The following is a 21,590-nucleotide window of genomic DNA, read 5'->3' on the forward strand; positions in this document are numbered from 1 at the left end:
GCCTGTTACTCCCTCGGCCCTGCTTTCTGCTACAATCCTTCCCCCGTTCGAAGATTGAGCAATATTCCCATGCGTTTAAACCCCGGCCAACAACACGCTGTCGAATTCGTCACCGGCCCCTGCCTGGTGCTGGCGGGCGCGGGTTCTGGTAAGACTCGCGTTATTACCAATAAAATCGCCCATCTGATTCGTGGTTGCGGCTATCAGGCGCGCCATATTGCGGCAGTGACCTTTACCAATAAAGCGGCGCGTGAAATGAAAGAGCGTGTCGGGCAAACGCTGGGGCGTAAAGAGGCGCGCGGGCTGATGATCTCCACTTTCCATACGCTGGGGCTGGATATCATCAAACGTGAATATGCGGCGTTGGGGATGAAATCGAACTTTTCGCTGTTTGACGATACCGATCAGGTCGCATTGCTGAAAGAGCTAACTGACGGTCTGATTGAAGATGACAAAGTTATCTTGCAACAGCTGATCTCGACGATCTCTAACTGGAAAAACGATCTGATGACGCCCGCTCAGGCGGCGGCAAGCGCAAAAGGGGAGCGCGACCGTATCTTCGCTCACTGTTATGGTCTGTACGATGCACATCTGAAGGCCTGCAATGTGCTCGATTTTGATGACCTGATTCTATTGCCGACGCTGCTGCTACAGCGTAATGAAGAGGTGCGCGAGCGCTGGCAGAACAGGATTCGCTATCTGCTGGTGGACGAATACCAGGATACCAACACCAGTCAGTATGAACTGGTGAAGCTGCTGGTGGGAAGCCGCGCGCGCTTTACGGTGGTGGGTGATGACGACCAGTCGATCTACTCCTGGCGCGGCGCGCGTCCGCAAAACCTGGTGTTGTTGAGTAAGGATTTCCCGGCGCTACAGGTGATCAAGCTGGAGCAGAACTATCGTTCCTCCGGGCGCATTCTGAAAGCGGCGAATATCCTGATTGCCAATAACCCTCACGTCTTTGAAAAACGCCTCTTTTCTGAACTGGGCTATGGCGCGGAACTCAAGGTGCTGAGCGCGAACAATGAAGAACACGAGGCCGAACGCGTTACCGGCGAGCTGATTGCCCATCACTTTGTGAATAAGACTGAATACAAGGATTACGCCATTCTGTATCGCGGGAACCACCAGTCGCGGGTGTTTGAAAAATTCCTTATGCAGAACCGTATTCCCTACAAAATTTCTGGCGGCACGTCGTTCTTCTCCCGCCCGGAGATTAAAGACCTGCTGGCCTATCTGCGCGTACTGACCAACCCGGATGATGACAGCGCTTTCCTGCGGATTGTGAATACGCCAAAACGAGAAATCGGCCCGGCCACGCTGCAAAAGCTGGGCGAATGGGCGATGGCGCGCAACAAGAGTCTGTTTACCGCCAGTTTTGATGTGGGGCTGAACCAGACGCTGACCGGGCGCGGCTATGATTCACTGACCCGCTTTACCCATTGGCTGGGGGAAATTCAGCGTCTGGCGGAGCGTGAGCCGATTGCCGCCGTGCGCGATCTCATCCACGGTATTGATTACGAATCCTGGTTGTATGAGACTTCGCCGAGCCCAAAAGCGGCGGAAATGCGCATGAAGAACGTCAACCAGTTGTTTAGCTGGATGACCGAAATGCTTGAAGGTAACGAACTTGACGAACCCATGACGCTCACCCAGGTGGTGACGCGCTTTACGCTGCGCGACATGATGGAGCGTGGTGAAAGTGAAGAAGAGTTGGATCAGGTACAGCTCATGACGCTGCATGCCTCGAAAGGGCTGGAGTTCCCGTACGTGTTTATGGTGGGGATGGAAGAAGGATTTCTGCCGCACCAGAGCAGCATTGACGAAGACAATATCGATGAGGAGCGCCGTCTGGCCTATGTGGGGATCACCCGCGCGCAGAAAGAGCTGATCTTCACGCTGTGCAAAGAGCGTCGTCAGTACGGCGAACTGGTGCGCCCGGAACCAAGCCGCTTTTTGCTGGAACTGCCGCAGGACGATCTTATCTGGGAGCAGGAGCGTAAAGTGGTAACGGCCGAGGAGCGGATGCAGAAAGGGCAGGCCAGCATAGCCAATATCCGCGCCATGATGGCGAAAGCAAAAGCGAAGTAGGTATTTTCCAGGCCGGATAAGCGTAAGCGCCATCCGGCAGCCAGCATCTAATGAACGTCCAAAGGCCAGTGGACATAGCTTTGCCACTGGCTTTCCTGATCGATCAACTCTTTACCCAGCGGGTGATGCTCCAGCCACCCTTGCGGCAAGGTTAACGTCAGATTCTCATCCTGCGCCTGCAACGTAATCTGTGGCACCAGATCGTCACGGCGACGGCTGGCAAAAATGATCGCCAGACGCAACAGGCGACAAAGATGTTCAGCGACGCGCGGCGGCACCGCATTCTGCTGGTGGAGGGAAGAGAGGTCGATCGGGTTGGTCTGATTTAACAACAGGGTGGCTAACAGCTTCTTTTGCGCGGGGGTGAATCCCGGTAAATCCAGATTACGCACCAGATAAGCCGCGTGCTGCGGCGCCTGTTTAAAATCAACGCTCAGGCCGATTTCATGCAGCTGACAGGCACTGGTCAGGAGTTCGCGACTGATCGGCTCAAGATGCCACTTATCTTCCACCTGATCGAGAAAGTTTACCGCCAGATCCGCTACGCGATGCGCCTGTTCGGTATCGACCATAAATCGACGCTGAATGTTACGCAGCGTGCGGCTGCGAATATCCTGATCCACCGCCAGATGCAGCATGCCATACACCAACCCTTCGCGCAGCGCTCCGCCCGCAAGCGTCATACACTGGATGTCCAGTTCGGTGAAAATCGCGATCAGAATGGCCAGACCGCTGGGGAATACCAGCGCGCGTTCCAGCGTTAACCCTTCAATTTCCAGCTCTTCCAGACGGCCGCAATGAATTGCGCGTTGCTTCAGCTGTTGAAGTTTCGCCAATGTGATGCGCTCATCCATGCCCTGCGCCATCATGATTTCCTGCAACGCCTGGACGGTGCCAGACGCGCCTACGCAGACTTTCCAGCCATGCTTGCGTAGCTCATCGGCGACCGGACGCAGCACTTCACGCGCGGCTTTTTCCGCTTCATCGAAGTTTTCTTGCGCCAGATTACGATCGGTAAAGTAGCGTTCAAGCCAGGTGACGCAGCCCATTGACAGGCTAAACAGAGAGGTGGTTTGTGCGCCGGTTCCGGTGACCAGTTCGGTGCTGGCGCCGCCAATATCGACCACCAGACGCTGATCGGCGCCGCCGGTGGTATGGGCAACACCCTGATAAATCAGCCGCGCTTCTTCTTCGCCGCTAATGACCTGGACAGGGCAACCGAGGATCTCCTGCGCTTTGGCGATAAACTCGCCCGCATTGACGGCGAGACGCAGCGTTGCCGTGGCGACGACGCAGATTTGCGGTTGAGGAATATCCTGTAGGCGTTCAGCGAAAAGGCGCAGACATTGCCAGCCGCGCTCCATCGCTTCAGCGGAAAGCGAATTATCACTGTTCAGGCCCGCAGCCAGACGCACCTTGCGCTTAATTCGCGTGAGCGTCTGGATGCTTCCAGCCACCTCGCGTACAACCAGCATATGAAAACTATTGGAACCGAGATCAATTGCGGCATACAGCGAAGTGGAAGTGAGCATATATTACGTTAACCTGAACGACGACGATTACGCGGCGCGCCGGTGCGACGCGGTCCATTGCCTGGGCGCGAGCGCGTCAGGCGCAACGGCTTCGGCAAATTGGTCATCAGCGCTTCCGGGTTATATTTGCTGACCGGGATAGAGTGACCAATATAAGCCTCAATGGCAGGCAGGTTCAGCGCGTACTCTTCACAGGCCAGGCTGATAGAGTGACCGCTCGCTCCTGCGCGACCCGTACGTCCGATACGGTGAACGTAGTCTTCGCAATCATCCGGCAGGTCATAGTTAAAGACGTGCGTTACGGCCGGAATGTGCAGACCGCGCGCGGCAACGTCGGTTGCGACGAGGATATCGAGATCGCCACGGGTAAACTCGTCGAGGATACGCAGACGTTTTTTCTGCGCAACGTCGCCGGTCAACAGGCCGACACGATGACCGTCAGCTGCCAGATGCCCCCAGATGTCTTCGCAGCGGTGCTTGGTATTGGCGAAAACAATGGCGCGATCCGGCCACTCTTCTTCGATCAGCGTTTGCAGCAAACGCATCTTCTCTTCGTTAGAAGGGTAGAAGAGCTCTTCTTTAATACGGTGGCCTGTCTTTTGTTCCGGTTCCACTTCAACATATTCGGCGTTGTTCATCTGCTCGAACGCCAGTTCGCGAACACGGTAAGAGAGGGTTGCGGAGAACAGCATGTTCAGACGCTGATTGGCCGGCGGCATGCGGCGGAACAGCCAGCGGATGTCTTTAATAAAGCCCAGATCGTACATGCGATCGGCTTCATCCAATACGACGACCTGAATGGCGCCGAGGTTAATGTGGTTTTGTTTCGCGTAGTCGATCAGACGACCCGTGGTGCCGATCAGAATATCGACGCCGCTTTCCAGCACTTTCAGCTGTTTGTCGTAGCCGTCACCGCCGTAGGCCAGGCCTAATTTCAGGCCGGTGGTCTGCGCCAGCGGTTCCGCATCGGCGTGGATCTGCACGGCCAACTCACGCGTCGGCGCCATAATTAAGGCGCGCGGCTGGTTCACCTTGCGATCGTCAATCGCGGGATGAGAGAGAAGATAATGAAACGAAGACGTCAGGAACGCCATCGTTTTTCCGGTTCCGGTTTGCGCCTGCCCTGCGACATCACGACCCGCCAGCGTTAGCGGGAGGGCCAATGCCTGAATGGGCGTACAATTATGAAACCCTTTATTTTCAAGGGCTTCTATCACCTTTGGGTGCAGGGCGAAGTCGGAAAACTTCTGTTCTGTTAAATGTGTTTTGCTCATAGTGTGGTAGAATATCAGCTTACTATTGCTTTACGAAAGCGTATCCGGTGAAATAAAGTCAACCTTTAGTTGGTTAATGCGACATCAACACGTCGTTGATGAAGGCGAAACCAACACACCAGGCTTATTCCTGTGGAGTTATTATGAGCGATAAAATTATTCACCTGACTGACGACAGTTTTGACACGGATGTACTCAAAGCGGACGGGGCTATCCTCGTTGATTTCTGGGCAGAGTGGTGCGGACCGTGCAAAATGATCGCCCCGATTCTGGATGAAATCGCTGACGAATATCAGGGCAAATTGACGGTTGCTAAACTGAACATCGACCAAAACCCAGGCACCGCGCCGAAGTATGGTATCCGTGGCATCCCGACCCTGCTGTTGTTCAAAAACGGTGAAGTCGCAGCAACCAAAGTGGGCGCACTGTCCAAAGGTCAGCTGAAAGAGTTCCTCGACGCCAACCTGGCGTAAGACGGAAGTTTCATGTTCGGGTGGCCAGCATCCTAAATTATTCGGATGACTGGACGCCCGGCTTGAGTCGTGCTAACTTAGTGTTGACTTCGTATTAAACATACCTTATTAAGTTTGAGTCTTGTTTTTTCCAACGCTTCCCGTTTTTTCTCGCGCGAGAAGTGAACAGATTCCTGGCTTGTCACTCAATCCGTCTTGTCGTTTCAGTTCTGTGTACTTTCCTGTGACCAGACAGCGAACAGACATGAGTTGGTGGCCGTAAACAGGCATGGATGATCCTGCCATACCATTCACAACATTAAGTTCGAGATTTACCCCAAGTTTAAGAACTCACACCATTATGAATCTTACCGAATTAAAGAATACGCCGGTTTCTGAGCTGATCACTCTCGGCGAAAATATGGGGCTGGAAAACCTGGCTCGTATGCGCAAGCAGGACATTATTTTTGCCATCCTGAAGCAGCACGCAAAGAGTGGCGAAGATATCTTTGGTGACGGTGTGCTGGAGATATTGCAGGATGGATTTGGTTTCCTCCGCTCTGCAGACAGCTCCTACCTCGCCGGTCCTGATGACATCTACGTTTCTCCCAGCCAAATCCGCCGTTTCAACCTCCGCACTGGTGACACCATTTCTGGTAAGATTCGCCCGCCAAAAGAAGGCGAACGTTACTTTGCGCTGTTGAAAGTTAACGAAGTTAACTACGACAAACCTGAAAACGCCCGTAATAAAATCCTCTTTGAGAACTTAACGCCGCTGCACGCGAACTCACGTCTGCGTATGGAACGTGGTAACGGTTCTACTGAAGATTTAACGGCTCGCGTACTGGATCTGGCTTCCCCGATTGGCCGTGGTCAGCGTGGTCTGATCGTCGCACCGCCGAAAGCGGGTAAAACTATGCTGTTGCAGAACATCGCGCAGAGCATTGCTTATAACCACCCTGACTGCGTACTGATGGTGCTGCTGATCGACGAACGTCCAGAAGAAGTGACTGAAATGCAGCGTCTGGTAAAAGGTGAAGTGGTTGCTTCCACCTTCGACGAACCGGCATCCCGTCACGTTCAGGTTGCTGAAATGGTAATCGAGAAGGCGAAGCGTCTGGTTGAACACAAAAAAGACGTCATCATTCTGCTCGACTCCATCACTCGTCTGGCTCGCGCCTACAACACCGTGGTGCCGGCTTCCGGTAAAGTCCTGACCGGTGGTGTGGACGCCAACGCCCTGCACCGTCCGAAGCGTTTCTTCGGCGCGGCGCGTAACGTGGAAGAGGGCGGCAGCCTGACCATCATCGCAACGGCGCTGATCGACACCGGTTCTAAGATGGATGAAGTGATCTACGAAGAGTTTAAAGGCACCGGTAACATGGAACTGCACCTCTCCCGTAAGATCGCTGAAAAACGCGTCTTCCCGGCTATCGACTACAACCGTTCCGGTACGCGTAAAGAAGAGCTGCTCACCACTCAGGAAGAGCTACAGAAAATGTGGATCCTGCGCAAAATCATCCATCCGATGGGTGAAATCGACGCGATGGAATTCCTCATTAACAAGCTGGCAATGACCAAGACCAACGACGACTTCTTCGACATGATGAAGCGCTCGTAAGTCCGGCTGATACCGAAAACGCCACGTTTTTACGTGGCGTTTTTCTTTTGCGATTTATCTGATCTGTTAGTCAAATAAACAAGTCATCATCACATTCATTATGTGGAATTGCTGTGGGCTGTATAAACTACGAGTGGTCGAAAGTGTAATGTTCTGAATGCTCTCTTCTAGAGACAGACGTAACGCATTATACTTTAAGGAAATGATATATGCTGAGAGCACATACACTGTGAATTTACTCGCTGCTTTATCTGAGCTAATCAGTATTTTTTTATTCACAACCATTTTTATTTTTCTTGCGCGAAAAGTAGCCATCAAGATAGGTTTAGTGGATAAACCCAATTTTCGTAAACGGCACCAGGGGGTGGTTCCTTTGGTTGGCGGGATTTCTGTGTTCGCAGGAATCAGCTTTATGTTTGCTCTCTCGGATTACTATATTCCGCACGCATCGTTATACCTTTTTTCTGCTGGTGTGCTGGTTTTGGTCGGCGCATTGGATGATCGTTTTGACATTAGCGTGAAAATTCGCGCTGTGGTACAGGCCGCTATTGCTGTTGTCATGATGGTGATAGGGAAACTCCATCTCAGTAGCCTGGGGTATATTTTCGGTCCCTGGGAATTGGTGCTCGGCCCCTTTGGCTATTTCCTCACGCTCTTTGCCGTCTGGGCGGCGATCAATGCTTTCAATATGGTTGATGGTATTGATGGCTTACTTGGCGGGCTGTCCAGCGTCTCATTTGCCGCAATGGGACTGATTCTGTGGTTTGATGGGCAGACGAGTCTGGCGGTATGGTGTTTCGCCATGATCGCCGCGATTCTGCCCTATATCATGTTAAACCTTGGTGTTCTGGGGCGTCGTTATAAAGTCTTTATGGGCGATGCGGGCAGTACGCTGATTGGCTTCACGGTTATCTGGATCCTGCTGGAAACCACGCAGGGTAAAACGCATCCTATCAGCCCGGTTACTGCGCTGTGGATTATTGCGATTCCATTAATGGATATGGTGGCGATTATGTATCGTCGCCTGCGTAAAGGCATGAGCCCCTTTTCTCCCGATCGCCAGCATATTCATCATTTGATCATGCGTGCAGGGTTTACTTCCCGACAGGCATTTGTTCTCATTACGCTCGCCGCTGCGATTCTGGCCTCAATCGGCGTACTGGCAGAATATTCCCATTTTGTTCCAGAATGGGTCATGTTGGTGCTCTTTTTGCTAGCATTCTTCCTTTACGGTTACTGCATTAAGCGTGCCTGGAAGGTGGCGAGATTTATTAAGCGCGTGAAGCGCAGACTACGCAGAAACCGTGATAACAATCCAACGATAACCAAGTAAATTGAGGATGCGATGACACAACCATTACCGGGGGCACACGCCGTGAGCGCTGAAAATGAACTGGATATTCGTGGGTTGTTTCGTACCTTGTGGGCTGGGAAGCTATGGATTGTGGGAATAGGGCTGGCTTTTGCGCTTATTGCGTTAGCGTATACGTTTTTTGCCCGTCAGGAGTGGAGCGCAACGGCGATTTCCGACCGCCCCACCGTCAATATGCTGGGCGGCTATTACTCCCAACAGCAGTTTTTGCGCAACCTTGATATCAAAGCCAGCCTCGCGCCGGCCGATCAGCCTTCGGTAATGGATGAAGCGTATAAAGAGTTCGTCATGCAACTGGCGTCCTGGGATACGCGTCGCGATTTCTGGCTACAGACCGATTATTACAAGCAGCGCATGGTCGGCAACAGCAAAGCCGATGCCGCGATGCTGGATGAAATGATCAATAACATTCAGTTCACGCCAGGCGATTTCACTCGCAACACCAATGATAGCGTGAAGCTGATTGCGGAAACGGCGCCCGATGCCAACAACCTGCTTCGCCAGTATGTGGCGTTTGCCAGCCAGCGTGCGGCGAGCCATCTGAATGATGAGTTAAAGGGTGCATGGGCCGCGCGGACTATCCAGATGAAAGCGCAGGTTAAACGCCAGGAAGAGGTGGCGAAAAGCATTTTCTCTCGTCGTGTTCATAGCATTGAACAGGCGCTCAAAATTGCCGAGCAGCATAATATTTCTCGTACGGCGACCGATGTTCCTGCCGATGAATTACCCGACTCTGAGCTGTTTTTGCTTGGCCGCCCTATGCTACAAGCGCGTCTTGAAAACCTTCAGGCTGTCGGTCCAGCATTCGATCTGGACTATGATCAAAACCGGGCCATGTTGAACACGCTGAACGTGGGGCCGACGCTGGACCCGCGTTTCCAGACCTATCGTTATTTGCGCACGCCGGAAGAACCGGTAAAACGCGATAGCCCGCGCCGTGCTTTCCTGATGGTTATGTGGGGCATTGTTGGGGCGCTGATCGGGGCTGGCGTCGCATTAACCCGCCGTCGCGCGATTTAGCAACATCTCAGCAGTGAGGGGTTAGGCCCTCACTGCCTATTCGAAGAGAATCGATGTGAAAGTACTGACTGTATTTGGCACGCGACCGGAGGCCATCAAGATGGCGCCTCTGGTTCATGCGCTGGCAAAGGACCCTCATTTTGAGGCAAAAGTCTGCGTTACTGCGCAGCATCGGGAGATGCTCGATCAGGTTTTGAATCTCTTTTCTATTGTGCCTGACTACGATCTCAATATTATGCAGCCGGGTCAGGGGCTGACAGAGATTACCTGTCGAATCCTGGAAGGATTAAAACCGATTCTTGCCGATTTTAAACCTGATGTCGTATTGGTGCATGGCGATACGACAACCACTCTCGCCACCAGTCTGGCGGCTTTCTACCAGCGTATTCCTGTCGGTCATGTAGAGGCCGGGCTGCGAACCGGCGATCTCTACTCCCCCTGGCCTGAAGAGGCAAACCGCACCTTGACCGGTCGCCTGGCGATGTACCATTTTGCGCCGACGGAAAATTCACGGCAGAATTTACTGCGGGAACAGATCCCTGATAACCACATCTTTGTCACCGGCAATACCGTGATTGATGCGCTGATCTGGGTGCGCGATCGCGTACTGGCCAGCGATACGCTACGCGCCGAACTGGCAAAGCGGTATCCTTTCCTGTGTGACGATAAAAAAATGATCCTGGTGACCGGACATCGCCGTGAGAGCTTTGGCCGGGGGTTTGAGCAAATCTGTCATGCGCTGGCGGAGATAGCCGCTACCAATCAGGATGTACAAATTGTGTATCCGGTTCACCTGAATCCCAACGTCAGCGAACCGGTTAACCGCATCCTGGGTCATGTTGAAAATGTGATACTGATTGAGCCGCAGGATTACCTGCCGTTTGTCTGGCTGATGAACCACGCCTGGCTGATCCTTACCGATTCCGGCGGGATTCAGGAAGAGGCGCCGTCATTAGGCAAACCGGTGTTGGTTATGCGCGAAATGACGGAACGGCCAGAAGCCGTTACCGCTGGCACGGTGCGTCTGGTGGGAACCGATTCACACCGTATTGTGGAAGAAGTCACACGTTTGCTGCACGACGAAAATGAATATCAAACCATGAGCCGCGCCCATAATCCTTATGGCGACGGACAGGCGTGCGGCCGCATTTTACACGCGTTAAAAAATAATCGGGTATCGCTATGAGTTTTACGACCATTTCTGTTATTGGGCTGGGATACATCGGGTTGCCGACGGCTGCGGCCTTTGCTTCTCGCCAAAAGCACGTTATTGGCGTGGATATCAATCAGCAGGCGGTGGACACCATCAACCGTGGAGCCATCCATATTGTTGAGCCGGATCTGGATAGCGTCGTGAAAACTGCGGTTGAAGGCGGATTCCTCCGGGCAACAACAACGCCGGTAGCAGCCGACGCGTACTTGATCGCCGTGCCGACGCCGTTCAAGGGCGATCACGACCCCGATATGGTTTATGTCGAAGCGGCCGCGAAATCTATTGCTCCCGTACTGAAAAAAGGCGCGCTGGTCATCCTCGAATCCACCTCGCCGGTGGGCGCGACAGAACAAATGGCCGCATGGCTGGCGGAAATGCGCCCGGATCTGACTTTCCCGCAGCAGGCGGGGGAACAGGCTGATGTGAACATTGCCTACTGCCCGGAGCGCGTATTGCCGGGTCAGGTTATGGTGGAGCTCATCAAAAATGACCGCGTGATTGGCGGCATGACGCCGGTATGCTCCGCGCGTGCCAGCGAGTTGTACAAGATTTTCCTTGAAGGCGAGTGTGTGGTGACTAATTCCCGCACCGCCGAAATGTGTAAGCTCACGGAAAACAGCTTCCGTGACGTCAATATCGCCTTTGCGAACGAGCTGTCGCTGATTTGCGCCGATCAGGGGATTAACGTCTGGGAACTGATTCGTCTGGCGAATCGTCATCCACGCGTGAATATTCTCCAGCCTGGGCCGGGCGTGGGAGGCCACTGCATCGCCGTCGATCCGTGGTTTATTGTGGCGCAAAACCCGCAGCAGGCGCGGCTGATCCGTACCGCGCGTGAAGTGAACGACGGTAAACCACACTGGGTGGTGGCGCAGGTGAAAGCCGCAGTGGCGGATTGCCTGACGGCAACGAATAAGCGCGCCAGCGACATCAAAATCGCCTGCTTTGGTCTGGCGTTTAAACCGAATATTGACGATCTGCGTGAAAGCCCGGCGATGGGCATTGCGCAGGAGATTGCGCAATGGCATGCCGGTGAAACGCTGGTGGTAGAGCCTAATATTCATCAGTTGCCGAAAAAACTGGAAGGTCGCTGCACGTTAGCCACGCTGGAAAATGCGCTGGCGGAAGCGGATGTGCTGGTCATGCTGGTTGACCATCATCCGTTTAAAGCGATTAACGGCGACGCCGTGCGGCAACGCTACATTGTGGATACAAAAGGAGTCTGGCGCTGATGAAACGGATTCTGGTCACTGGCGGCGCGGGATTTATCGGCTCTGCCGTTGTACGCCACATCATTGATGAAACCCCCGACGCCGTGGTGGTGGTGGATAAGCTCACCTACGCCGGAAACCTGATGTCGCTGGCGCCAGTTGCACAGCATGAGCGCTTTGCCTTTGAGAGAGTGGATATCTGCGATCGGGCATCGCTGGATCGCGTTTTTCAGCAGTACCAGCCGGATTACGTGATGCATCTGGCGGCGGAAAGCCACGTTGACCGGTCTATCGACGGCCCGGCTGCGTTTATTGAAACCAATATCGTGGGAACCTACACGCTGCTGGAAGCGGCCCGGACTTACTGGGCGACGCTCAATGATGAGAAAAAATCGGCGTTTCGTTTCCACCATATCTCCACTGACGAGGTGTATGGCGATCTGCATTCCACGGATGATTTCTTTACTGAGACCACTCCGTATGCGCCGAGCAGTCCTTATTCCGCCTCGAAAGCCAGCAGCGATCACCTGGTGCGCGCGTGGTTGCGCACCTATGGTCTGCCGACGCTGGTCACTAACTGTTCCAATAATTACGGCCCTTACCACTTCCCGGAAAAGCTGATCCCATTGATGATCCTGAACGCGCTGGCGGGTAAACCGCTGCCGGTGTATGGCAATGGACAACAGATCCGCGACTGGCTGTACGTTGAAGATCACGCCAGGGCGCTGTATCGCGTGCTGACGGCGGGCGAAGTGGGGGAGACATATAACATTGGCGGCCATAATGAGCGTAAGAATCTGGAGGTTGTGGAAACGATTTGCGATCTGCTGGAAGAACTTGCGCCACAAAAACCGCAGGGCGTGGCGCATTATCGCTCCCTGATCGCTTTTGTGGATGACCGTCCAGGCCATGATTTACGCTATGCCATCGACGCAGCGAAAATTGCGCGTGAACTTGGCTGGACGCCGCAGGAAACCTTTGAAAGCGGAATGCGGAAAACCGTGCAGTGGTATCTGGCGAATGAGGCCTGGTGGAAGCCCGTGCAGGATGGCAGCTATCAGGGTGAACGTTTAGGTCTGAAGGGCTAAACCCGGAGGAGGAACGCATGAAAGGTATCATTCTGGCGGGCGGCTCTGGCACCCGCCTGCATCCGATTACGCGCGGCGTGTCAAAGCAGCTTCTGCCGATTTATGACAAGCCGATGATCTACTATCCGCTGTCGGTACTGATGCTGGCGGGTATCCGGGAAATCCTGATTATCACCACACCGGAAGATAAGCACTATTTTCAGCGTCTGCTGGGCGATGGTTCGGAGTTTGGCATTGAGTTGCAATATGCCGAACAACCCAGCCCGGATGGGCTGGCGCAGGCCTTTATCATTGGTGAAACATTCCTTAACGGCGAGCCGTCTTGTCTTGTACTGGGCGACAATATCTTCTTTGGTCAGGGTTTCAGCCCGAAATTGCGTCATGTGGCGGCGCGAACCGAAGGGGCGACCGTTTTTGGTTATCAGGTTATGGACCCGGAACGTTTTGGCGTCGTGGAGTTCGACGACAATTTTCGCGCGGTCTCGCTGGAAGAGAAGCCGAAACAGCCGAAATCAAACTGGGCGGTGACCGGTCTCTATTTTTACGACAGCAAGGTAGTAGAGTATGCGAAGCGCGTGAAGCCTTCCGAGCGCGGTGAGCTGGAGATTACGTCCATTAATCAGATGTACCTTAATGACGGCAAGCTGACGGTTGAGTTGCTCGGTCGCGGCTTTGCGTGGCTGGATACCGGCACCCATGACAGCCTGATTGAAGCGAGCACGTTTGTGCAGACGGTTGAAAAACGCCAGGGCTTCAAAATCGCCTGTCTGGAAGAGATCGCCTGGCGCAACGGCTGGCTGGATGACGAGGGCGTAAAACGCGCCGCCAGTTCTTTAGCGAAAACCGGCTACGGCCAATATTTACTGGAGCTACTCCGTGCCCGTCCGCGCCAGTATTGAACCATTAACGTGGGAAAATACGTTCTTTGGCGTCAATAGCGCCATTGTTCGCGTGAACGCTGCCGCGCCGGTGTTAACGCCAGAGGCATTGCAACCCTGGTCGCGCGTGCAGGCGAAAATTTCTGCTGCGTGCACGGATGAATTAGATGCGCTGCAACAGTTGGGGTTTTCGCTGGTAGAAGGCGAAGTCGACCTCAGCCTGCCGGTCGCTGGCGTTGAACGTATTTCTGGCGTGGAAATTGCACAAATTGCCGATATTCCCGCGTTACGTCAACAGGCGTCCGCTGCGTTTGCGCAAAGCCGTTTCCGCGCACCGTGGTATGCGCCGGACGCCAGCGCCCGTTTTTATGCTCAGTGGATTGAAAATGCCGTGCACGGCACCTTCGATCACCAGTGTCTGGTTATCCGGGCGGCGAATAACGATATTCGCGGGTTTGTCTCGCTGCGCGAACTGAACGACACCGATGCGCGCATCGGCCTGCTGACCGGGCGTGGCGCAGGGGCAGAATTAATGCAGGCGGCGCTCGCGTGGGCGCAGTCTCGCGGAAAGACAACATTGCGGGTGGCGACCCAGATGGGCAACACCGCCGCGCTTAAACGTTATATACAGAGCGGTGGCAACGTAGAAAGCACCGCGTACTGGTTATACAGGTGACAAAATGATTCCATTTAACGCGCCGCCGGTGGTGGGAACCGAACTCGATTACATGCAGTCAGCGCTGGGAAGCGGCAAACTTTGCGGAGATGGCGGCTTTACGCGCCGTTGCCAGCAGTGGCTGGAGCAACGTTTTGGTAGCGCTAAAGTGTTGCTGACGCCATCCTGTACGGCGTCACTTGAAATGGCGGCATTGCTGCTGGACATCCAGCCGGGCGATGAAGTCATTATGCCAAGCTACACCTTCGTTTCTACCGCCAATGCCTTTGTGCTGCGCGGGGCGAAAATCATTTTCGTCGATATCCGCCCGGATACCATGAACATTGATGAAACGCTGATTGAAGCGGCGATTACCGACAAGACGCGCGTCATTGTCCCGGTGCATTACGCGGGCGTCGCCTGCGAAATGGACACCATTATGGCGATTGCGAAGCGTCATAATCTGTTTGTGGTGGAAGATGCCGCGCAGGGCGTGATGTCGACCTGGAAAGGCCGTGCGCTGGGGACGATTGGTCATATCGGTTGCTTCAGTTTTCACGAAACCAAAAACTACACGGCAGGTGGTGAAGGCGGCGCGACGCTGATTAACGACCGTTCCCTGATTGAACGGGCGGAAATCATCCGTGAAAAAGGCACCAACCGCAGCCAGTTCTTCCGGGGACAGGTGGATAAATACACCTGGCGGGATATCGGCTCCAGCTATCTGATGTCCGATCTCCAGGCGGCGTATCTGTGGGCGCAGCTGGAAGCGGCCGATCGCATCAATCAACAGCGTCTGGCGCTGTGGCAGACCTACTATGACGCACTGGCGCCGCTGGCGCACGCGGGACGTATTGACCTGCCCTCTATCCCGGACGACTGTAGGCACAACGCGCATATGTTTTATATCAAACTGCGGGATATTACCGATCGCAGCGCGCTGATCAACTTCCTGAAAGAAGCGGAAATCATGGCGGTGTTCCATTACATCCCGCTACATGATTGTCCGGCAGGCGGCAAGTTTGGCGAGTTCCGTGGCGAAGATCGGTACACCACCAAAGAGAGCGAGCGCCTGCTGCGCTTGCCGCTGTTTTATAATCTGTCTCCCGTTAATCAGCGAACGGTGATTTCGACCTTGCTGAACTATTTCTCCTGATATGTCGCTTGCGAAAGCGTCCCTGTGGACGGCCGCCAGTACGCTGGTGAAAATTGGCGCAGGCTTACTGGTCGTAAAACTGCTGGCGGTGTCGTTTGGCCCTGCGGGCGTCGGCCAGGCGGGTAACTTCCGCCAGATGGTGACCGTGCTCGGCGTGCTGGCCGGGGCCGGGATATTTAACGGGGTGACGAAGTATGTCGCTCAGCATCATGATAACCCTGCCCGGTTGCGTAACGTGGTGGGCACTTCATCCGCAATGGTGATGGGGTTCTCCACGCTACTGGCGCTGGTCTTCGTGCTGGCGGCGGCCCCCATTAGCCAGGGGCTGTTTGGGCACAGCCACTACCAGGGGCTGGTGCGTTTAGTGGCGCTGGTGCAGATGGGGATCGCCTGGGCGAACCTGCTGCTGGCGCTGATGAAAGGGTTTCGTGACGCTGCCGGGAATGCGCTGTCGCTGATTGTGGGGAGCCTGGTGGGAGTTGTTGCCTACTATGGCTGCTACCGTCTGGGCGGCTATGAAGGTGCGCTGCTGGGTCTGGCGCTGGTGCCTGCGCTGGTGGTGATCCCGGCGGCGATTATGCTGATTAAACGCGGCGCGATCCCGCTTAGCTACCTGAAACCGTCGTGGGATAAAGGGCTTGCCGGACAGCTCAGCAAATTTACGCTGATGGCGCTGATTACGTCCGTCACGCTACCGGTGGCTTATGTGATGATGCGAAACCTGCTGGCGGCGCATTACAGCTGGGATGATGTTGGTATCTGGCAGGGCGTAAGCAGTATTTCCGATGCCTATCTACAATTTATTACCGCCTCGTTTAGCGTGTACTTATTGCCAACGCTGTCGCGTCTGACCGAAAAGCAGGCGATTACGCGCGAAGTGGTGAAATCGCTGAAATTTGTTCTGCCTGCGGTGGCGGCGGCGAGTTTTACGGTCTGGCTGCTGCGTGATTTCGCCATCTGGCTGCTCTTTTCCGCCAAATTCACCGCCATGCGCGATCTGTTCGCCTGGCAACTGGTGGGCGATGTGCTGAAAGTGGGCGCGTACGTTTTTGGCTATCTGGTGATCGCAAAAGCGTCGCTGCGGTTTTATATTCTGGCTGAGATTAGCCAGTTCATTTTGTTGATGGCATTCGCTCACTGGCTGATCCCCGCGCATGGCGCGCTGGGGGCGGCACAGGCGTATATGGCCACCTATGTGGTCTATTTCTCTCTCTGTTGTGGCGTGTTTTTACTCTGGCGTAGGCGGGCATGACTGTACTGATTCACGTACTGGGATCGGATATCCCTCACCATAATCAAACCGTGCTGCGGTTTTTCAATGATGCGCTGGCCGCGACAAGCGAGCATGCGCGCGTGTTTATGGTTGCAGGTCAGGATGCGGGGCTCAGGGAAAGCTGCCCGGCTCTGTCGCTGAGTTTCTACGCCGGGAAAAAAACGCTGGCTGAGGCGGTCATCGCCAAAGCGAAAGCCAATCGCCGGCAACGTTTCTTCTTCCACGGTCAGTTCAATACCAGCCTGTGGCTGGCGCTGCTAAGTGGCGGAATCAAACCTGAGCAGTTTTACTGGCACATCTGGGGCGCGGATCTGTATGAAGTTTCCCGTGGGCTGAAATTCCGTCTGTTTTACCCCGTTCGCCGCATGGCGCAAAATCGAGTGGGCTGTGTGTTCGCTACTCGTGGCGATTTGAGCTATTTCGCCCGTCAGCACCCGCGCGTGCGTGGTGAACTGCTCTATTTCCCGACGCGAATGGACTCTTCGCTTAATAACATGGCAAACGATCGTCCGCGTGAAGGGAAAATGACGGTTCTGGTGGGTAACTCCGGCGATCGCAGTAACGAACATATTGCGGCGTTACGCGCGGTGTATCAGCAGTTCGGCGACACGGTAAATGTGATCGTGCCGATGGGCTATCCGGCCAATAACGACGCGTACATTGATGAAGTCCGTCAGGCGGGAGTGGCGCTGTTCAGTGCGGAAAATTTACACATCCTCAGCGAAAAACTGGAATTCGATGCTTATCTGGCGCTGCTTCGCCAGTGCGACCTCGGGTATTTCATCTTTGCCCGTCAGCAGGGAATCGGCACGTTGTGCCTGCTTATCCAGGCAGGTGTCCCGTGCGTGCTTAACCGTGAGAACCCGTTCTGGCAGGATATGGCGGAACAGCATCTGCCCGTGTTGTTCACGACGGACGCGCTTAATGAGGGCGTGGTTCGTGAGGCGCAGCGGCAGCTGGCGTCCGTGGATAAAAGCGGGATCACCTTCTTTAGCCCAAATTACCTTGAACCGTGGCATAACGCGTTACGCATTGCCGCAGGAGACGCCGCATGAGCCTGATGCAATTTAGCGGGTTACTGGTCGTCTGGCTGCTCTCTACGCTGTTTATCGCCACGTTGACCTGGTTTGAGTTTCGCCGCGTGCGCTTTAACTTCAACGTATTCTTTTCATTGCTGTTTTTGCTGACCTTTTTCTTCGGCTTCCCGTTGACCAGCGTGCTGGTGTTCCGCTTTGACGTCGGCGTGGCGCCGCCGGAAATCCTGTTGCAGGCGTTATTGTCCGCCGCGTGTTTTTATGCCGTTTATTACGTGACCTATAAAACCCGCTTACGTAAACGCGTGACGGATGTGCCGCGCAAGCCGCTATTTACCATGAACCGGGTGGAGACTCACCTTACCTGGGTCATGCTGATGGGGATTGCATTGGTGAGCGTTGGCATCTTCTTTATGCACAATGGGTTCCTGCTGTTCCGGCTGCACTCTTACAGCCAGATCTTCTCCAGCGAAGTCTCCGGCGTGGCATTGAAACGCTTCTTCTACTTCTTTATTCCGGCGATGCTGGTGATCTACTTCCTGCGCCAGGACAGTAAAGCGTGGCTGTTTTTCCTGGTGAGTACCGTTGCGTTTGGCCTGCTGACCTACATGATTGTTGGCGGCACGCGCGCTAACATCATTATCGCGTTTGCCATCTTCCTGTTTATCGGCATTATTCGTGGCTGGATCTCGCTGTGGATGCTGGTGGCGGCGGGGGTGCTGGGAATTGTCGGGATGTTCTGGCTGGCGCTGAAGCGCTATGGGCTGAACGTGAGCGGCGATGAGGCGTTTTACACTTTCCTGTATCTGACCCGTGATACCTTTTCGCCGTGGGAGAACCTGGCGCTGCTGTTGCAAAACTACGACAACATCGATTTCCAGGGACTGGCGCCGATCGTCCGTGATTTTTATGTCTTTATTCCTTCGTGGCTGTGGCCTGGGCGTCCGGGCATTGTGCTGAATTCAGCCAACTACTTTACCTGGGAAGTGCTGAACAACCACTCAGGCCTCGCCATTTCCCCCACGCTGATTGGTTCGCTGGTGGTGATGGGCGGCGCGCTGTTTATCCCTCTGGGGGCGGTCGCGGTTGGGCTGATTATCAAATGGTTTGACTGGCTGTATGAGCTTGGCAACCGCGAGACGAATCGCTATAAGGCGGCGATTTTGCACAGTTTCTGCTTTGGCGCCATCTTCAATATGATTGTTCTGGCGCGAGAAGGGCTGGATTCTTTTGTCTCGCGAGTGGTCTTTTTCCTCGTGATTTTTGGTGCCTGCCTGCTGGTGGCAAAACTTTTGTTCTGGCTTTTCGATTGTGCCGGGTTGGTCCATCAACGGGCGAAACCGCAGCCGCAGACTCAGGTTGAAGGATAATAATGACGGATAACACGACAGCGCCGCTCTATTCACTTCGTGGATTGCAGCTGATTGGCTGGCGCGATATGCAACATGCGCTGAATTACCTGTTTGCCGATGGGCAAATGAAGCAGGGTACGCTGGTGGCGATCAATGCTGAGAAAATGCTGACCGCAGAAGATGACCCGGAAGTCAGGGCGTTGATTGATGCCGCCGAGTTTAAATATGCGGATGGCATTAGCGTCGTGCGCTCAGTGCGTAAGAAATTCCCCCAGGCGCAGGTTTCACGGGTGGCCGGGGCCGATCTCTGGGAAGAACTGATGGCGCGCGCCGGTAAAGAAGGGACGCCTGTTTTTCTGGTCGGCGGTAAGCCGGAGGTGCTGGCGCAGACGGAAGCAAAACTGCGTGCGCAGTGGAACGTCAATATTGTCGGTAGCCAGGACGGTTATTTTAAACCTGAGCAGCGCCAGGCGCTGTTTGAGCGCATCCATGCCAGCGGGGCGAAGATTGTGACCGTGGCGATGGGATCGCCGAAACAAGAAATCCTGATGCGCGACTGTCGGGTGATTCATCCTCAGGCCTTATATATGGGGGTGGGCGGCACCTACGATGTCTTTACCGGTCATGTGAAACGCGCGCCCAAAATGTGGCAGACGCTGGGGCTGGAGTGGCTGTATCGCCTGCTGTCTCAGCCGAGCCGTATCACCCGCCAGCTGCGTCTGTTGCGCTATCTCCGCTGGCATTACACCGGCAATCTCTGAACGCTGCTTTTCTTACGGGCAGCGCATTCTGCTTAATACGTTGCCCGCCTCCCACATTTTTGTTCCTTTTTTACACAAAACATGCATTTTTTTAATGCTTCATTTGCCATTTTGCCAAATTTAAGAAACCATTCGCATCGCTTGATGTACCCATAACAATAACCGGCAACAACGCCGGAACGAGTGCAAACACGACAAGAGGATTTATGGCAGAGAAAAAACCGGAGCTACAGCGTGGGCTGGAAGCTCGTCATATCGAATTGATCGCCCTTGGGGGCACGATTGGCGTTGGGCTGTTTATGGGTGCCGCCAGTACGCTGAAATGGGCGGGGCCCTCCGTGCTGCTGGCGTATATCGTCGCCGGGCTGTTCGTCTTTTTCATCATGCGCTCAATGGGCGAAATGCTGTTCCTGGAGCCGGTTACTGGCTCATTCGCCGTTTATGCGCACCGTTACATGAGCCCCTTCTTTGGCTATCTCACCGCGTGGTCATACTGGTTTATGTGGATGGCGGTGGGGATATCGGAAATAACCGCTATCGGGGTATACGTGCAGTTCTGGTTCCCGGATATGGCGCAATGGATACCCGCCCTGATCGCCGTTGGGCTGGTGGCGCTGGCTAATCTGGCCGCCGTCCGTCTGTACGGCGAAATCGAGTTCTGGTTTGCGATGATCAAAGTCACCACCATCATTGTGATGATTGTGGTCGGACTGGGGGTGATTTTCTTTGGCTTTGGCAATAGCGGTCAGGCGATCGGTTTTGGCAACCTGACGGAACACGGCGGCTTCTTTGCCGGTGGCTGGAAAGGGTTCCTGACGGCGTTGTGTATTGTGGTCGCCTCCTATCAGGGCGTGGAGCTGATCGGCATTACCGCGGGTGAAGCGAAGAATCCGCAGGTTACGCTGCGCAGCGCGGTAGGCAAGGTACTGTGGCGTATCCTGATTTTCTATGTAGGGGCGATTTTCGTTATCGTGACAATCTTCCCGTGGAACGAAATCGGCAGTAACGGTAGTCCGTTTGTACTCACCTTTGCCAAAATCGGGATTACCGCTGCGGCGGGCATTATTAACTTCGTGGTGCTGACCGCCGCGCTTTCCGGCTGTAACAGCGGCATGTATAGCTGCGGACGTATGCTGTATGCCCTGGCGAAAAACCGCCAGCTTCCGGCGGCGATGGCGAAAGTCTCCCGTCATGGCGTACCGGTCGCCGGGGTGGCGCTGTCGATCGCGATTCTGCTGATTGGTTCATGCCTGAACTACATTATTCCGAACCCGCAGCGGGTGTTTGTGTATGTCTACAGCGCCAGCGTATTGCCGGGTATGGTGCCGTGGTTCGTGATCCTGATTAGCCAGGTGCGTTTCCGTCGTGCTCATAAAGACGCGATGGTCAGCCATCCTTTCCGTTCTATTATGTTCCCGTGGGCGAATTATTTGACGATGGCGTTCCTGGTTTGCGTTTTAATTGGTATGTACTTGAATGAAGATACTCGTATGTCGCTGTTTGTCGGCATCATCTTCCTGCTTGCCGTCACGCTCGTCTACAAGGTTTTCGGCCTGAATCGCGCCGGAACTGCCCACAAGGTGGGGGAATAAGCAGCAAAACGCGCA

19 protein-coding genes are annotated in these 21,590 nt (G+C 54.4%); 17 read left to right on the forward strand and 2 right to left on the reverse strand.

Features of this window, described 5'->3' with window-relative positions:
* Positions 1-69 precede the first annotated feature (69 nt).
* Entirely contained in the window at positions 70-2,091 is a 2,022-nt protein-coding gene (gene rep, locus OGV82_RS06495; protein ID WP_047460028.1) for a DNA helicase Rep, read from the forward strand.
* A gap of 47 nt (positions 2,092-2,138) precedes the next feature.
* Here the strand turns inward: rep and gppA are convergent, their stop codons facing one another.
* Together gppA and rhlB are read right to left on the reverse strand one after the other, a co-directional pair.
* Complete coding sequence (gene gppA / locus OGV82_RS06500; protein WP_012131131.1) at positions 2,139-3,623, reverse strand: guanosine-5'-triphosphate,3'-diphosphate diphosphatase; 1,485 nt, start codon at positions 3,621-3,623, stop codon at positions 2,139-2,141.
* An 8-nt stretch (positions 3,624-3,631) separates the two neighbouring features.
* Complete coding sequence (gene rhlB / locus OGV82_RS06505; RefSeq protein WP_012131132.1) at positions 3,632-4,897, reverse strand: ATP-dependent RNA helicase RhlB; 1,266 nt, start codon at positions 4,895-4,897, stop codon at positions 3,632-3,634.
* A 143-nt stretch (positions 4,898-5,040) separates the two neighbouring features.
* On the opposite strand from rhlB, the gene trxA reads away from it, so the two are divergent.
* The 16 genes from trxA (at position 5,041) to thrP (ending at position 21,575) form a co-directional block, all read left to right on the forward strand.
* Positions 5,041-5,370: a thioredoxin TrxA gene (trxA, locus tag OGV82_RS06510; protein ID WP_001280776.1), complete on the forward strand. Its 330-nt coding sequence runs from the start codon at positions 5,041-5,043 to the stop codon at positions 5,368-5,370.
* Positions 5,371-5,539: 169 nt separating this feature from the next.
* Complete coding sequence (locus OGV82_RS06515; protein ID WP_223849128.1) at positions 5,540-5,632, forward strand: rho operon leader peptide; 93 nt, start codon at positions 5,540-5,542, stop codon at positions 5,630-5,632.
* 78 nt (positions 5,633-5,710) lie between these two features.
* Positions 5,711-6,970 (forward strand): transcription termination factor Rho, encoded by a 1,260-nt coding sequence (gene rho, locus OGV82_RS06520; protein WP_002437993.1) that lies wholly within the window; start codon positions 5,711-5,713, stop codon positions 6,968-6,970.
* A gap of 202 nt (positions 6,971-7,172) precedes the next feature.
* Positions 7,173-8,303, forward strand: a complete 1,131-nt coding sequence (wecA, locus tag OGV82_RS06525; RefSeq protein WP_490927046.1) for a UDP-N-acetylglucosamine--undecaprenyl-phosphate N-acetylglucosaminephosphotransferase — start codon at positions 7,173-7,175, stop codon at positions 8,301-8,303.
* Positions 8,304-8,315: 12 nt separating this feature from the next.
* A complete protein-coding gene (wzzE, locus tag OGV82_RS06530; RefSeq protein ID WP_012131135.1) occupies positions 8,316-9,362 on the forward strand; it encodes an ECA polysaccharide chain length modulation protein in 1,047 nt (348 codons plus the stop codon).
* Between the two features lie 55 nt (positions 9,363-9,417).
* Positions 9,418-10,548, forward strand: a complete 1,131-nt coding sequence (wecB, locus tag OGV82_RS06535) for a non-hydrolyzing UDP-N-acetylglucosamine 2-epimerase (RefSeq protein WP_012131136.1) — start codon at positions 9,418-9,420, stop codon at positions 10,546-10,548.
* Positions 10,545-11,807 carry a UDP-N-acetyl-D-mannosamine dehydrogenase gene (gene wecC, locus OGV82_RS06540; protein ID WP_012131137.1) on the forward strand — a complete coding sequence of 421 codons (1,263 nt, stop codon included), beginning with the start codon at positions 10,545-10,547 and terminating at the stop codon, positions 11,805-11,807. Before wecB ends, wecC begins: the two co-directional genes overlap by 4 nt.
* Positions 11,807-12,874, forward strand: a complete 1,068-nt coding sequence (gene rffG / locus OGV82_RS06545; RefSeq protein ID WP_047460017.1) for a dTDP-glucose 4,6-dehydratase — start codon at positions 11,807-11,809, stop codon at positions 12,872-12,874. The genes wecC and rffG overlap by 1 nt, the downstream gene beginning before the upstream one ends.
* Before the next feature lie 17 nt (positions 12,875-12,891).
* Positions 12,892-13,773: a glucose-1-phosphate thymidylyltransferase RfbA gene (gene rfbA / locus OGV82_RS06550; RefSeq protein ID WP_012131139.1), complete on the forward strand. Its 882-nt coding sequence runs from the start codon at positions 12,892-12,894 to the stop codon at positions 13,771-13,773.
* Complete coding sequence (gene rffC, locus OGV82_RS06555) at positions 13,751-14,428, forward strand: dTDP-4-amino-4,6-dideoxy-D-galactose acyltransferase (RefSeq protein ID WP_047460014.1); 678 nt, start codon at positions 13,751-13,753, stop codon at positions 14,426-14,428. Before rfbA ends, rffC begins: the two co-directional genes overlap by 23 nt.
* 4 nt (positions 14,429-14,432) lie before the next feature.
* Complete coding sequence (rffA, locus tag OGV82_RS06560; protein ID WP_047460011.1) at positions 14,433-15,563, forward strand: dTDP-4-amino-4,6-dideoxygalactose transaminase; 1,131 nt, start codon at positions 14,433-14,435, stop codon at positions 15,561-15,563.
* A gap of 1 nt (position 15,564) precedes the next feature.
* Positions 15,565-16,815 (forward strand): lipid III flippase WzxE, encoded by a 1,251-nt coding sequence (wzxE, locus tag OGV82_RS06565; RefSeq protein WP_047460009.1) that lies wholly within the window; start codon positions 15,565-15,567, stop codon positions 16,813-16,815.
* Positions 16,812-17,891 carry a TDP-N-acetylfucosamine:lipid II N-acetylfucosaminyltransferase gene (locus OGV82_RS06570; protein WP_047460006.1) on the forward strand — a complete coding sequence of 360 codons (1,080 nt, stop codon included), beginning with the start codon at positions 16,812-16,814 and terminating at the stop codon, positions 17,889-17,891. Before wzxE ends, OGV82_RS06570 begins: the two co-directional genes overlap by 4 nt.
* The gene (wzyE, locus tag OGV82_RS06575; protein WP_012131144.1) at positions 17,888-19,240 is read left to right on the forward strand and encodes an ECA oligosaccharide polymerase; all 1,353 of its coding nucleotides are present in this window, start codon (positions 17,888-17,890) and stop codon (positions 19,238-19,240) included. The genes OGV82_RS06570 and wzyE overlap by 4 nt, the downstream gene beginning before the upstream one ends.
* A 2-nt stretch (positions 19,241-19,242) precedes the next feature.
* Entirely contained in the window at positions 19,243-19,983 is a 741-nt protein-coding gene (wecG, locus tag OGV82_RS06580; protein ID WP_012131145.1) for a lipopolysaccharide N-acetylmannosaminouronosyltransferase, read from the forward strand.
* A gap of 206 nt (positions 19,984-20,189) precedes the next feature.
* Positions 20,190-21,575 carry a bifunctional threonine/serine APC transporter ThrP gene (thrP, locus tag OGV82_RS06585; protein ID WP_047460003.1) on the forward strand — a complete coding sequence of 462 codons (1,386 nt, stop codon included), beginning with the start codon at positions 20,190-20,192 and terminating at the stop codon, positions 21,573-21,575.
* Positions 21,576-21,590 lie beyond the last annotated feature (15 nt).

Source organism: Citrobacter sp. CK191 (assembly GCF_030333435.1).
In the GTDB taxonomy this organism is placed as follows: Bacteria; Pseudomonadota; Gammaproteobacteria; order Enterobacterales; family Enterobacteriaceae; genus Citrobacter_B; species Citrobacter_B koseri.